The organism is Microbacterium pollutisoli, from assembly GCF_053586795.1.
In genome coordinates this window covers 646,299-658,779 of sequence record NZ_JBNYWT010000001.1, presented here as the reverse complement: position 1 = coordinate 658,779, position 12,481 = coordinate 646,299, and the positions used below count along the sequence as shown (strand labels likewise).

Genomic DNA, 12,481 nt, shown 5'->3' with positions numbered 1-12,481 from the left:
GCCATCGACTCTACGGGCGCAGACCGGCCGGTCAGCGCGCGGCGAAACGCGCCTCCACGGCTGCGGTGACCACCACGTCCGCCGGGCGGAGCTCGAGTGTCGGGCCGCCGGCATCCGCCGCGAACGACGCCTTGGACATCCGCAGCATCTCGGGGCGGCCGGCATCCGGCTGCGACAGCAGACCGACGTCGGCGATCTCGAGCGCCGTCACCGCCGTGCGACCCAGGGCCGCCGCGTACGCCGTCGCGCGCTCGACCGCGTCACGCACAGCCGCTGCCGCCACCTCGGTGCGTGTCGCCGCCGCCGTCTCGCGGGTGAGGCGCCACTGCACGCCGTCCACGTGCACGCCGTCGATCTCGGCTGTGCGAGTCAGCCAGCCCGACAGGGCGGCGAGGTCGGCGAAGGTCGCCGCGATCTCCACGGCGGCGGTGTGCACGAGCGGCAGCTGGGCACCCTGCTCGTTCCACGGGCGGTGCGCCCACACCGACACCTGCCCGCTGGACCATTCCCGGACCGCGCCGTCGGCCGCCTGTGCGGTGAGATCCTCGCGCAGCGGACCGGCGAGGGCGGCCACCTGCTCCACGACCGCGCCGCGGTCCGGCCCGTCCCTGCGCACGCTGACGCTCACGACGGCCTCTTCCGGGGCGAGACGCGTCTCGTGCTCGCCGCGCACGGTGATGATCACTTCGCTCATGCCGTGACTCTACGCGGAATGGCGCGGGCACTCCCGGTGTTGTAGGCTGTAACGCTCGGGTGCCCCGGCATCCGAGTCCACAACTCCACAGCGTGACAGTGGCTCATTCGCCGCCAGGCTCACGGGGATGATCGGTTTCGACATCGCCTGCGAATCTGCGGGAAGCGGGCCGAGGATGCAGGGTTATCTCGTTAACGATCTCTGCGAACCAATAAGTGCCGATGCAAAGCGCACTGACTTCGCCCTCGCTGCGTAAGCGAGCCTGAAGTCCGTCAGACCGTAGGCGACCCCGCTACGGACCCTGGCGTCATCTAGGGGTCTTGCTGAACGGTGGCGTCTGGACGCCGTTCGGGACTTCTCCCAGACTGGGCTCGTCGACTTAGGTGTCTGTGACAAAGGTCGGAGCCGAGCAGAACGTCTGCACAGACTGCGCCCGGAGAAGACGCAGTATCCCAGCGATGGACGGGGGTTCGATTCCCCCCATCTCCACGACGCCACTGTCACAGGAAAAGGGCCCGGGAGTCGCGCATCATGCGACGCCCGGGCCCTTTCTCGTCGGCACGTGGATGCCGCGGGCTCAGGCGGCGGGATCCTCGATGAGCAGCAGGCCCTGCTTGGTGTCCGACAGTGCGACACTGTCGTCGGCGAACAGGTAGGTCATGCCGTAACCGTTCTCGTCGACGTTGAGCGCGAGGGAAGGGTCCTCCGTATAGTAGACGCCGGCGTCGCCGGTCTCACGGATCCACCCGTCGGCTTCGAGCTGTGCCTGCGCGGCCTCGGTCTCGGCGGCGGTGACGGGTGCCCACGCGAAGATCAGCACGTTGCCGGTGGCTGTCGAGAAGTCTCCCCACATGCAGCTCACCCCGTCGTCGAAGGTGGCCTCACCGATCGCGAACGGCTCTTCCTTCGCGGTCCAGCCCTGCGCTTCGAGGTCGGCGAGCAGGTCGGCCGAGATGAGCGTGTCACAGGTCACCTCGATCGGCTCCTCGGGCTCGGGAGCGGTCGTCTCCGCCGGCGCGGGGGTTGCGACCGGCGCCGGGTCGACGGCGGCGTCGGTCGCCGCATCCACCGGCGTAGGTCCGGGCTCCGGCGTCGCGGCGCACGCGACGGTGAGCAGGGCCGCTGCGCCCAGGGCCACGGCGGCGGCGATGCGGGGGAGACGGGGTGAGGGCATGGTGGGGGCGTGCTCCGGGTGCGGGTCAGTGGGAGGTGTCGTCGATGACGGCGCGGAAGGCGTCATGCAGGCGGGCGTTGGTGGCCAGGGACGAGCGGGACGACAGGGAATCGTTGCCCTCGATGTCGGTGAACTTCCCGCCGGCCTCGTGGATGATCGGCACGAGCGCCGCGATGTCGTACTCCTTCACGTCGAACTCGGCGACGAACTCGAGACGCCCTTCGGCCAGCAGCATGTACGGCCAGGCGTCGCCGTAGCCGCGGTCGCGCCACACCGAGCGGGACAGGCGCAGCAGCGCGTCGGTGCGTCCGGCACCGTCCCACTGCGCGATGCTCTGGAAGCTGACGCTCGCCTCGGCGAGGTCGGTCACCGACGACACGGCGAGTCGGCGCGGCGGGCCTCCGGGCTGGTTCGTCCACGCGCCCAGGCCGGACGCCGCCCACCAGCGGCGGCCGATCGCCGGCTGGCTGGCCACGCCCACGCGTGGGACACCGTCGATGACCAGGGCGATGAGGGTCGTCCACATCGGGATGCCCTTGAGGTAGTTCGCGGTGCCGTCGATCGGGTCGATGATCCACTGGCGCGAGCCGGTGCCGGTCACACCGAACTCCTCGCCGAACTGACCGTCGTCCGGGCGCTCCCCGGTCAGCACCGCCCGCACGGCCTGCTCGGCGGCCAGATCCGCTTCGGTGACGAACGACGCGTCGGCCTTGAGCTGGATGTCGAGATCGGCGGAATCGAACCGCGCCATCGTCACCGCGTCGGCCGCATCGGCCGCCCGCTGCGCCACCTCGAGGTCGGCGGACAGATCACCGTCGTAGGGCGTCGACCAGCTCAGAGCGGCACCGGGGGGAGTCACGTCTCAAGCTTACGGTGCCGACCGTGGCTCGATTGGCGAACCCGGGCATCAAGATGGTAACGTTGACCCTCGGTTCGCCTGATGGCTGACCAGATGCACCTCTAGCTCAATCGGCAGAGCAACTGACTCTTAATCAGTGGGTTCTGGGTTCGAGTCCCAGGGGGTGCACCACCCCGAAACCCCCGCTGTCGCGACACGCGCAGCGGGGGTTTCGTCGTTTCACCGAGTTGACATCTGCGGAGCCGCCGCGCATGATAGGCACAACCTGAATCAGCTCTCAGGTTTGCTTCCAATGGTGAAAGGCACTCACATGCGAGTTACGAAGAAGTTTCTCCTGGGCTCCGTGGTCGCCACGGCTGCCCTCGTCCTGACGGCATGTGCGCCGCCGGCTGACGCGCCCGCCGACGCGAACCCCGGTGACGGCGGCGGTCCGGCCGAGGTGACCGTCGGCGTGATCACGAGCGAGACCGGCCCGCTGGCCGGGTACGGCGCCCAGTACCTCGACGGTTTCCGCGCCGGCCTGGACTACGCCACCGACGGCACCGGCGAAGTCGACGGCACCAAGATCACGGTCGACTACCGCGACGACGCCGGCGACCCCGACACGGCGGTCACCATCGCCAAGGAGCTCATCGGCGAAGGCGTGCAGATCCTCGCCGGCAGCGCTTCGTCCGGCGTCGCGCTGGCCCTGGCCGAGCAGGCCGGGCAGAACCAGGTGCTGTTCCTGTCAGGCCCCGCCGCGGCCGACGCCGTCACCGGCTTCAACGACTACACGTTCCGCACCGGCCGCCAGTCGGCGCAGGACGTGGCCACCGCGGGCACCTTCCTCGACGACATCGAGGGCAAGAAGGTGACCGTGTTCGCCCAGAACACCGCGTTCGGCCAGGGCAACCAGGCCGCTGTCGAGGCCATCCTCGGACCCAAGGGCGCCGAGGTCGACAGCGTGCTGGTGGCTGAGGACGTGACCGAGTTCACCACCTTCGCGCAGCAGGTGCTCGCGGGCGACCCCGACCTCGTGTTCGTCGCCTGGGCCGGCGCCACCTCCGGCGCCATGTGGCAGGCGATGAGCCAGCAGGGCGTGCTCGACGACATCCCCGTGGTCACCGGGCTCGGCGACGCGGTCACCTTCGGCGCCTACGGCGAGGCCTCCGAGAAGATCAGCTTCCTGAACCACTACTTCCCGGGTGGCCCCGACAACGAGGTCAACGACGCCATGGTCGAAGCGGTCACCGCCGCCGGCGGCATCCCCGACCTGTTCACCCCCGACGGCTTCAACGCCGCGCTCATGCTCGTACACGCGATCCGCGAGGGTGCCGGCGATGTGGATGCCATGGTCTCCGCACTGGAGGGCTACTCCTTCGAGGGTCCCAAGGGCACCACGACGGTCCGCGCGAGCGACCACGCCCTCCTGCAGGAGATGTACCAGGTGAAGCTCGTCGCCGACGGCGACTCGTTCGTGCCCGAGCTGGTCGCGACGGTCGCCGCCGACGACGTCGCGCCGGCCGAGGCCCAGTAAGCGATCGGAGTCACCTCTCGATGAGCACCTCAACCCCGTCTGCGCTCACGATCGACGGCCTCGGCCTGCAGATCGGGGGAGCGACCATCCTCAAGGACGTCGACCTCGACATCACGCCCGGCTCCCTGGTCGGCGTGATCGGCCCGAACGGTGCCGGCAAGACCACGCTGTTCAACGTGATCTCCGGCATCCTCCGGCCCACGGCAGGGCGCATCCTGATGGACGGCGCCGACATCACCCGGATGTCGGTGCCGCACCGGGCGCGGGCGGGGCTGGGGCGCACCTTCCAGACGTCGAGCCTGTTCCCCCGGCTCAGCGTCCTCGAGAACGTCCGGCTGGCCGCCCAGGTCAGCCTCGGCGGCAACTATTCGCTGCTGCGGTTCCCCCGCCGCACCGACGCGGCCACCGCCCTGGCGCTCGAGAAGCTGACCCTGGTCGGGCTCGACCACAAGCTCGACACCGCGGCCGGTGACATCTCGCACGGGGACAAGCGCAAGCTCGAGATCGCCGTGCTGCTGGCCACCGACGCCTCCATCGTCCTGCTGGACGAGCCGATGGCGGGCGTCGCCTCCGGCGATGTGCCCGGCCTCATCGAGAACATCCGCGCGATGCAGCGGGAGAAGAACTGCACCGTGCTGATGGTCGAACACCACATCGAGGTGCTCATGGGCCTGGTCGACAAGGTCGCCGTCATGTACGCCGGCTCGATCATCGCCTTCGACACCCCCGCGCAGATCATGGCCGATCCGCTCGTGCAGAGCGCCTACCTGGGAACCGCAGCATGACCCCGATCCTCACCGTCGAGCACCTGAGCGCCTCGATCGCCGGCCAGCAGGTCGTCGAAGACGTCTCGTTCGAGGTGCCCGCCACCGGCATCACCGCGGTGCTGGGCCGCAACGGCGTCGGCAAGACCTCGACCATCCGCGGCATCCTGGGCCTCATCCAGCGGCGCGGCGCCGTCACCCTGGCCGGCGAGCGCATCGACACGCTGCCCACGCACCGCATCGTGCAGCGCGGCGTGGGCTACGTGCCCGAAGACCGCGAGGTGTTCGCCCGACTCACCGTCGCCGAGAACCTCGCCATGGCCGAACGCACCAAGAACCCGCGGCGCGAGTTCGTCGCAGAACTCTTCCCCGACCTGGTCGCGCGGCGCGGGCAGATGGCGGGCACTCTCTCGGGCGGCCAGCAGCAGATGGTCTCGGTCGCCCGCGCTCTGCTCAACGACAACGTGCTGCTCCTGGTCGACGAACCCACCAAGGGCCTCGCCCCCAAGATCGTGTCCGAGGTCGCCGACGCGCTGGCCGAGGCGGCCAAGACGGTGCCGATCCTGCTGGTCGAGCAGAACCTCGACGTGGTCCGTCGCCTCGCCGACGGCGCCATCGTCATCGCCGGGGGCCGGGTCGTGCACACCGGTGACGCCGGCGAGATCCTCGCCGACAGCGCCCTGACGACGCGCCTGCTGGGCGTCAGTGCGGAGGCGGCGGCATGAGCAGTCTCATCCTGATCCTGCTCACCGGCATCGGGCTGGGGGCGCTGTACTTCCTCGTCGCCTCGGGCCTGAGCCTCATCTACGGCCTCATGCACGTGCTCAACTTCGCGCACGGCGCCTTCCTCACCCTGAGCGCCTTCATCGGCTGGCAGGTGGCGCAGGCGCTGGGCACCGCGTCGTGGGGCTCGTTCCTGGTGTCGATCCTGGTCGGTGCCGTCGTCGGTGCGGTGTTCGCCACCCTCACCGAACTGGTCCTCATCCGGCCGCTCTACGAGCGCCACATCGAGCAGGTGCTGGTCACCGTCGGACTCTCGTTCGCCGCCGTCGCCCTGTTCGAGGGCATCTGGGGCACCGACGCGATCAACATCTCCGGGCCGGTGTGGCTGCGGGGCACCACCGAGGTGCTCGGCGCCCGCATCCCCAACACCTACTGGGTGCTCATCGCCGCCGCGGCGATCGTGCTGGCCGCGCTCGTGCTGTTCCTGCGCAAGACCCGGTACGGCATGATCATCCGCGCCGGCGTCGAGAACCGCTCGATGGTCACGGCGCTGGGCATCGACGTGCGCCGCAGCTTCACGCTCGTGTTCGCCATCGGCGGTGCCGCCGCGGGCATCGGCGGGGTGCTGGCGATGCACTACTCGACCTTCGTCTCGGCGCATCTGGGCTCGGGGCTGCTGATCTTCGCGTTCATCGTCACGGTCATCGGCGGTCTCGGCTCCCTCACGGGCGCCGCCATCGCCTCGGTGCTGGTGGCCGTGCTCCAGCAGTTCGCCAACTTCTATCTCGAGGGCACCGGCGACTTCATCGTCGTCGCCCTGCTCGCGGTCGTGCTGCTCGTGCGGCCCCGCGGCCTCATGGGGAGGGCAGCATGACCGTCACCACCGGAGTACCCACGCTCATCCGCGGCCGGGCCGGCACCTACCTGCCGTTCGTCGCCGGCGGCATCCTGGTCGTGATCATGGCGGTGCTGCCGCTGCTGAACATCTCCGTCCCCGGCATCCTGCCCGGCCCGACCTACACGCCCGGCACACTCGCTCTGCTCTCGCTGTGCATGGTGTTCGCCGCAGTGGCCCTGTCGTACAACCTCCTGCTGGGGACCGCCGGGATGCTCTCGTTCGGGCACGCGCTGTACTTCGGCGCGGGCGCCTACGGGCTCGGCATCGGGCTGAAATACCTGGGTGTGCCGCTGTTCCCGGGCGTGTTCATCGCCCTGGTGGGCGGGCTGCTGATCGCGCTGCTGACCGGAGCGGTCGCCATGCGGGTCTCCGGCATTCCCTTCGCCATGGTGACGCTGGCCTTCGCGCAGGCCGGCTCGGTGCTGGTGCGCCGCAACCAGCAGATCACCGGCGGTGAGGAGGGCATGCGCCTGCCCACCGAGCAGGTGCCCGACTGGCTCGTCGGCGTCGTCAACACCCGCAACCTGTACTGGTTCACCCTGATCGTGCTCGTGGTGGTGTACCTCGTCGTGCTGTGGGTCGACCGCTCACGCCTGGGACACCTGGCCGAAGCCACCCGCGAGAACGAACTGCGCGTGCGGGTGCTGGGCATGCGGCCCTACGCGGCGAAGCTCGTCGTGTTCCTCGTCGCCGCCGGCTGCGCGTCGCTGGGCGGTGTCGCCTACATGCTGCTGCAGTCGGGCACACAGCCCTACGCCGTGGGCGCCGATCTGACGATCACGGTGCTGGTGATGGTGGTGCTCGGTGGCGTCGGGTTCCGCTGGGGTGCCATCTTGGGTGGTGTGCTGTACACGATCCTCGACCAGCGGCTGACGGTCCTGGCGCGCTCCGAATGGATCGAGGCGCTGCCCGACGTGCTGCGCATCCCGCTGTCGGAGCCGCTGTTCCTGCTGGGCGTCATGTTCATCCTCGTGGTCATGTTCCTGCCCGGCGGGATCGCCGGGACCGTGGATGCCGCGGTGCGGCGTCGCCGCGGCGAGCGCACCCGCACGCAGCTCAGCCGGATCGACGACGCCGAACAGGCGGCCGAGCCGGCCGAACGGTCGGAGGTGCGCACATGACGCCCGACCTGCTCGACGAGCCGCACACCATCGCCCGGTGGCTGCGCGACCGCGCAGCGCGGGACGGCGACCGCATCGCCATCGACGATCGCGGGGTGACGATCTCGTACCGCGCTCTCGAACGCCGCGTGAGCGACCTCGCCGCCGCGCTCAGCGCCGCCGGCTACGGCCCGGGCGACCGGTTCGCCACCGTCTCGGGCAACTCGATCGACCACGTGGTGGCCTTCTTCGCCTGCGCCCGCGCCGGGGTCGCGTTCGCCCCACTGTCGTGGCGGCTCACGCCGCGCGAGCTCGCCGCGGTGATCACCCGGACCGACGCCGCGCTCGTGCTGATCGAGGACGAGTACGAGGGGCTGGCCGAGGAGGCACTGGCCCGGACCGACCGGCGGCCGCCCGCAGCGACCCTGGGCACGACCGGCATCGAGACCCGGGTGCCCGCCCGCCGGGGCGGTGTGCGCCCGGCGGGCCCGGTCCGCGACGACGACCCGCTGCTGATCATCTTCACCTCGGGCAGCGAGGCCGCGCCCAAGGGCGTGGTGCTCACCCACGCCAACTGCTTCTGGAACAACCTCGCGCTGGCCGGAGCGGTACCGCTGAACGCCGACGACGTGGTGCTGGCGATGCTGCCGCAGTTCCACATCGCGGCGTGGAACGTGCAGCCGCTGCTGGCCTGGTCGGTGGGGGCGACGGTCGTGCTGGAGCGTTCCTTCCAGCCGCACCGCGTGCTCCAGCTCATCGCCGAGCGGGGCGTGACCGCCATGATGGGCGTGCCGACCCAGTACCGGCTGCTCGCCGACGACCCGCTCTTCTCGCCGGCGGCCGTCCGCACCCTGCGCGCGGCCGTCGTGGGCGGGGCGACCATGCCGCCGGCCCTGGCCCGGCAGTGGCTGGACGCCGGCGTCCCGCTCGCCCAGGGCTACGGGCTCACCGAGGCGGCCCCCAACGTGCTGGCGCTGCGCGCCGACGAGGCGCCGAACCACCCCGGAGCCGTCGGCCGTCCCTACCCGCACGTCGACGTCCAGGTCGTCGACCCCGCGACCGAGCTGCCGCTGGCCGGTGTGGCCACCGGCGAACTGTGGGTCCGCGGCCCCAGCGTCTTCGCCGGCTACCTCGACGACGACGCCGCCACCGCGCGCACCATGTCCGGGCCGTGGCTGCGCACCGGCGACGTCGTGCACCGGGACGCCGACGGCGTGTACACAGTCGTCGACCGGATGAAGGACATCTTCATCTCCGGCGGCGAGAACGTCGCCCCCGCCGAAGTCGAGCAGGCGCTGCTGCGCCACCCGCTGATCGCCGACGCCGCCGTCGTGGGCGCCCCCCACCCTGTCTGGGGGGAGCGCGGCGTCGCCTTCGTCGTGCCGGTCGACGACGTGGTCCTCAGCGAGGACGAGGTGCTCACCCACGCCCGCACCGAGCTGGCCGGCTTCAAGGTTCCGGTGCGCGCCGAGATCGTCACCGAACTGCCCCGATCGTCGATCGAGAAGATCGCCCGCGCCCGGCTGCGTGACCGCGCCGCGGCCCTGACCGAGGAGGATGCCCGTGACCGCGGCTGACCCCGTCGACCTGGAACCGCCCGTCGTGCTGTCGGCCAGCGGCAAGCCGCTGACCCAGCGCGGCGAGGCCACGCGCCGCCGCCTGCTCGAGGCCGCCGAGCAGGTGTTCGCCGAGTACGGCTACCACGAGGCGTCGATCGTGAAGATCACCGAGCACGCCGGCATCGGCCTGGGCACCTTCTACCTCTACTTCGACGGCAAGCAGCAGATCTTCGAAGAGCTGGTCGTGGACCTCAACCGCCGCGTCCGCCACTCGATGGCCGAGGCGATGGCCGGCGCCACCGACCGCATCGCCGCCGAGCGCGCCGGCTTCGAGGGGTTCTTCCGGTTCACTGCCGCCCACCCCGCGCTGTACCGCGTCGTGCGCGAAGCCGAGTTCGTCTCCCCGGAGACGCTGCGCCTGCATTACACCCGCATCGTCGAAGGGTACGAGGCGGGTCTGCGGGCCGCACAGCGGCAGGGCGACGTCGACGAGGCGCTCGATCCGGAGGTCACCGCCTGGGCGCTCATGGGCGCCGGTGAGCTGATCGGCATGCGCTACCTGCTCTGGGAGCGCGACGCCGACGGCAACGCGCCCGCGCAGATCGACCCGGCCGTGGTCGACGACATGATGCGCTTCATCCGCAACGCGCTGGCAGCGCGCACGAGCAAGGGAGAACGCCGTGGCTGAACAGGATCTCGCCGGTCGGCGGGCACTCATCACCGGCGCCGGCAGCGGCATCGGGCTGGCGTGCGCCGAGGAGTTCGCCCGGCGCGGCGCCCACGTGACCGTCGCCGACGTCGACGCCGACGCCGCGCACGCCGCGGCGACCACGGTCGGCGGCGAAGCCTGGGTGGTGGACCTGTCCGACACCGCCGCGCAGGAGGACCTGCACCTCGATGTGGACATCCTCGTCAACAACGCCGGCATCCAGACCGTCGCGGCCATCGAGCAGTTCGACCCCGAACGCTTCCGGTTCATGCACCGGCTCATGGTCGAATCGCCGTTCCTGCTGATCCGCGCCGCCCTGCCGGGCATGTACGAGCGCGGCTGGGGGCGCATCATCAACATCTCCAGTGCGCACGGCCTGCGCGCGAGCGCGTTCAAGTCCGCCTACGTGTCGGCCAAGCACGCCCTGGAAGGACTGTCGAAGGTCGCGGCCCTCGAGGGTGGGCCGCACGGCGTCACGAGCAACTGCATCAACCCGGCCTACGTCCGCACGCCCCTGGTGGAGAAGCAGATCGCCGATCAGGCGCGCATCCACGGCATCGGTCCCGACGAGGTGGTCGAGAAGATCATGCTCACCGAATCGGCGATCCCGCGCCTGGTCGAGGTCGAAGAGGTCGCTTCGCTGGCCGGCTGGCTCGCCTCGCCCCACTCGGCCATGGTCACCGGCGCCAGCTACACGATGGACGGCGGGTGGACGGCACGATGACGCACCGCTATCGCACGGTCGATGTGGCCGTTCCCGGGGGAGACCTGCGCGTGGGCGTGTGGGACCCCGAGGGCGGGGATGCCGGCGCACCCACCGCCGTGCTCGTCCACGGGGTGACCGCGTCGCACCTGGCCTGGCAGTTCGTCGCCGAAGCCCTGCCGGGCGTCCGCGTCATCGCGCCCGACCTGCGCGGTCGTGGCCGCAGCAGCACCGTCGGCGGGTCCGCCGGCATGGCGCGGCACGCCGACGATCTGGCGGCTGTGTTCGCCGCCCTGGACCTGGCGCCCACCGTCGTGGTCGGGCACTCCATGGGCGGGTTCGTCGCGGTCGTGTTCGCCGACCGGCATCCCGACCTGGTGACCGAGCTGCTTCTCGTCGACGGGGGACTGCCCGTGGCCGCCCCCGAGGGCCTGTCGCCGGCCGAGCTGGTCGCCGCGATCCTGGGGCCGACGGCCGCGCGCCTGGACATGCGGTTCGCCGACACCACCGCGTACCTGGACTTCTGGCGGACCCATCCGGCCTTCGCCGCGGACTGGACGCCCGAGCTGGAGCACTACCTCGACTACGACCTCGTTCCCGACGGGCCGCAGCGCCGCCCGGCCACGAGCCTGCGCATGGTCGAGGAGGACACCGCCGACCTGCACGGCGGCGAGGCGCTGCTGTCTGCACTGGGCCGGATCGACCGGCATCCCACGCGGCTGATCACGGTGCCCCGCGGGCTGCAGAACGAGGAGCCGGGCCTGTACGCCCCCGAGCACCTCGAACGGCTGCTCGCCGAGTACCCCTCGGTCGTGCACGAGCGGTGGGAGCGACTCAACCACTACACCGTGGTGATGGCGCCCGCCGGTGCGCAGCGGGTGGCCGAGACCGTGCTGCGACAGCTCACTGCCGTGGGCTGAGGCGGCGCCGGGCCGACACGATGCGGGTGGTCAGCTGGTGCGCGTGCGCCATGAGCAGGCGGCCCAGCCCGGCCACCCGGTCGGGTCCGAAGCGGAACTCCACGCCGGTCAGGCTCAGCGCCCACTCCGGACGACCCTGCTGGTCGAACACCGCCGCCCCCATGCCCCAGCTGCCGGCCACGATCAGGCCCGGGTTGACGGCGTAACCGCGGTCGCGCGTCTCGGCCAGACGGGCGCGCAGGGCGCCCGCATCGTGGGCGTCTCCCCAGTCGGCGGCGATCTCCGGATGCCGGTCGAGATACGCGTCGACCTCGGCGGCGGGCAGGAAGGACAGGATCGCCAGGCCCGCCGAGGCCACACCGAGCGGGAAGCGCACGCCCTCGCTGAGGACGAAAGACCGGATCGGGAACGACCCCTCCTCGCGGTACAGACACACCGTCTCGTCGCCGCGCCGCACCGACAGGAACGCGCTCTCCTCGGTCTTGACCGCCAGCGACCGGACGATATCCCGCGCCAGATGCGTCACGTCATACCGCGCCGCGGCGACTGAGCCCATGAGGAAGAGCTCGGGTCCGGGCAGCCACCGGGCGGTGCGTTCATCCTGGTCGACCAGGCCTTCGGCCCGCAGCGCCGACAGCAGACGGTGCGCCGTCGACCGCGATAGCCCGGCGTCGCGCGCCAGCTCCTGCAGCGGCCGCCCGACCTCGCCGCCGGCGGTCACCAGCCGCAGCAGCGCGGCCGCCCGCGCGATCGCCTGAGCGCCGGGGACCGTGCGCGTCGTGGATTCCATAATGTGGACACTACGGCGACCGATGCCCATATGGCAAGCGCCGGCTTGGCGTCGGAACCGGCGGGCGCCGAT

Annotated in this window: 13 protein-coding genes, 1 tRNA gene and 1 other RNA gene; 11 read left to right on the top strand and 4 right to left on the bottom strand. The window is 71.0% G+C overall.

The features are described from left to right. Window positions 1-31: 31 nt before the first annotated feature. Window positions 32-694, bottom strand: a complete 663-nt coding sequence (locus tag ACQ143_RS03225; RefSeq protein WP_449569267.1) for an SIMPL domain-containing protein — start codon at window positions 692-694, stop codon at window positions 32-34. A gap of 123 nt (window positions 695-817) precedes the next feature. Between ACQ143_RS03225 and ssrA the strand changes: the two genes are divergently transcribed. Then, window positions 818-1,186, top strand: a transfer-messenger RNA (tmRNA) gene (gene ssrA, locus ACQ143_RS03220). A gap of 85 nt (window positions 1,187-1,271) precedes the next feature. On the opposite strand, the gene ACQ143_RS03215 is transcribed toward ssrA, so the two are convergent. Further along, complete coding sequence (locus ACQ143_RS03215; protein WP_449569266.1) at window positions 1,272-1,868, bottom strand: hypothetical protein; 597 nt, start codon at window positions 1,866-1,868, stop codon at window positions 1,272-1,274. 25 nt (window positions 1,869-1,893) lie between these two features. Continuing rightward, complete coding sequence (locus ACQ143_RS03210) at window positions 1,894-2,727, bottom strand: inositol monophosphatase family protein (protein ID WP_449569265.1); 834 nt, start codon at window positions 2,725-2,727, stop codon at window positions 1,894-1,896. A 95-nt stretch (window positions 2,728-2,822) separates the two neighbouring features. On the opposite strand from ACQ143_RS03210, the gene ACQ143_RS03205 reads away from it, so the two are divergent. The 10 genes from ACQ143_RS03205 (at window position 2,823) to ACQ143_RS03160 (ending at window position 11,619) form a co-directional block, all read left to right on the top strand. Next, window positions 2,823-2,898, top strand: a tRNA-Lys gene (locus ACQ143_RS03205). Window positions 2,899-3,037: 139 nt separating this feature from the next. Continuing rightward, a complete protein-coding gene (locus ACQ143_RS03200; RefSeq protein ID WP_449569264.1) occupies window positions 3,038-4,243 on the top strand; it encodes a substrate-binding domain-containing protein in 1,206 nt (401 codons plus the stop codon). Window positions 4,244-4,263: 20 nt separating this feature from the next. Continuing rightward, window positions 4,264-5,028, top strand: coding sequence for an ABC transporter ATP-binding protein (locus tag ACQ143_RS03195; protein ID WP_449569263.1), 765 nt, complete (start codon window positions 4,264-4,266; stop codon window positions 5,026-5,028). Continuing rightward, window positions 5,025-5,732, top strand: a complete 708-nt coding sequence (locus tag ACQ143_RS03190) for an ABC transporter ATP-binding protein (RefSeq protein WP_449569262.1) — start codon at window positions 5,025-5,027, stop codon at window positions 5,730-5,732. The genes ACQ143_RS03195 and ACQ143_RS03190 overlap by 4 nt, the downstream gene beginning before the upstream one ends. Beyond that, window positions 5,729-6,604 (top strand): branched-chain amino acid ABC transporter permease, encoded by an 876-nt coding sequence (locus tag ACQ143_RS03185; RefSeq protein ID WP_449569261.1) that lies wholly within the window; start codon window positions 5,729-5,731, stop codon window positions 6,602-6,604. The genes ACQ143_RS03190 and ACQ143_RS03185 overlap by 4 nt, the downstream gene beginning before the upstream one ends. Next, entirely contained in the window at window positions 6,601-7,749 is a 1,149-nt protein-coding gene (locus ACQ143_RS03180) for a branched-chain amino acid ABC transporter permease (protein WP_449569260.1), read from the top strand. Before ACQ143_RS03185 ends, ACQ143_RS03180 begins: the two co-directional genes overlap by 4 nt. Further along, window positions 7,746-9,305 (top strand): class I adenylate-forming enzyme family protein, encoded by a 1,560-nt coding sequence (locus ACQ143_RS03175; protein WP_449569259.1) that lies wholly within the window; start codon window positions 7,746-7,748, stop codon window positions 9,303-9,305. Before ACQ143_RS03180 ends, ACQ143_RS03175 begins: the two co-directional genes overlap by 4 nt. Beyond that, window positions 9,292-9,975 (top strand): TetR/AcrR family transcriptional regulator, encoded by a 684-nt coding sequence (locus tag ACQ143_RS03170; protein ID WP_449569258.1) that lies wholly within the window; start codon window positions 9,292-9,294, stop codon window positions 9,973-9,975. The genes ACQ143_RS03175 and ACQ143_RS03170 overlap by 14 nt, the downstream gene beginning before the upstream one ends. Further along, window positions 9,968-10,720 carry a 3-hydroxybutyrate dehydrogenase gene (locus ACQ143_RS03165; RefSeq protein WP_449569257.1) on the top strand — a complete coding sequence of 251 codons (753 nt, stop codon included), beginning with the start codon at window positions 9,968-9,970 and terminating at the stop codon, window positions 10,718-10,720. The genes ACQ143_RS03170 and ACQ143_RS03165 overlap by 8 nt, the downstream gene beginning before the upstream one ends. Next, window positions 10,717-11,619 carry an alpha/beta fold hydrolase gene (locus ACQ143_RS03160; RefSeq protein WP_449569256.1) on the top strand — a complete coding sequence of 301 codons (903 nt, stop codon included), beginning with the start codon at window positions 10,717-10,719 and terminating at the stop codon, window positions 11,617-11,619. Before ACQ143_RS03165 ends, ACQ143_RS03160 begins: the two co-directional genes overlap by 4 nt. Here ACQ143_RS03160 and ACQ143_RS03155 read toward each other — a convergent pair. Continuing rightward, on the bottom strand, window positions 11,603-12,409 hold the full coding sequence (locus ACQ143_RS03155) for an IclR family transcriptional regulator (protein ID WP_449569255.1): 807 nt from the start codon (window positions 12,407-12,409) through the stop codon (window positions 11,603-11,605). The genes ACQ143_RS03160 and ACQ143_RS03155 overlap by 17 nt on opposite strands. Window positions 12,410-12,481: the final 72 nt, after the last annotated feature.

What these genes read in the sequence shown, in the direction of transcription:
- ACQ143_RS03195 (WP_449569263.1), top strand. Translation starts at nt 4,264, where the DNA reads ATGAGCACCTCAACCCCGTCTGCGCTCACGATCGACGGCCTCGGCCTG.
- ACQ143_RS03225 (WP_449569267.1), bottom strand. Translation starts at nt 694, where the DNA reads ATGAGCGAAGTGATCATCACCGTGCGCGGCGAGCACGAGACGCGTCTC.
- ACQ143_RS03200 (WP_449569264.1), top strand. Translation starts at nt 3,038, where the DNA reads ATGCGAGTTACGAAGAAGTTTCTCCTGGGCTCCGTGGTCGCCACGGCT.
- ACQ143_RS03215 (WP_449569266.1), bottom strand. Translation starts at nt 1,868, where the DNA reads ATGCCCTCACCCCGTCTCCCCCGCATCGCCGCCGCCGTGGCCCTGGGC.
- ACQ143_RS03180 (WP_449569260.1), top strand. Translation starts at nt 6,601, where the DNA reads ATGACCGTCACCACCGGAGTACCCACGCTCATCCGCGGCCGGGCCGGC.
- ACQ143_RS03160 (WP_449569256.1), top strand. Translation starts at nt 10,717, where the DNA reads ATGACGCACCGCTATCGCACGGTCGATGTGGCCGTTCCCGGGGGAGAC.
- ACQ143_RS03185 (WP_449569261.1), top strand. Translation starts at nt 5,729, where the DNA reads ATGAGCAGTCTCATCCTGATCCTGCTCACCGGCATCGGGCTGGGGGCG.
- ACQ143_RS03155 (WP_449569255.1), bottom strand. Translation starts at nt 12,409, where the DNA reads ATGGAATCCACGACGCGCACGGTCCCCGGCGCTCAGGCGATCGCGCGG.
- ACQ143_RS03190 (WP_449569262.1), top strand. Translation starts at nt 5,025, where the DNA reads ATGACCCCGATCCTCACCGTCGAGCACCTGAGCGCCTCGATCGCCGGC.
- ACQ143_RS03175 (WP_449569259.1), top strand. Translation starts at nt 7,746, where the DNA reads ATGACGCCCGACCTGCTCGACGAGCCGCACACCATCGCCCGGTGGCTG.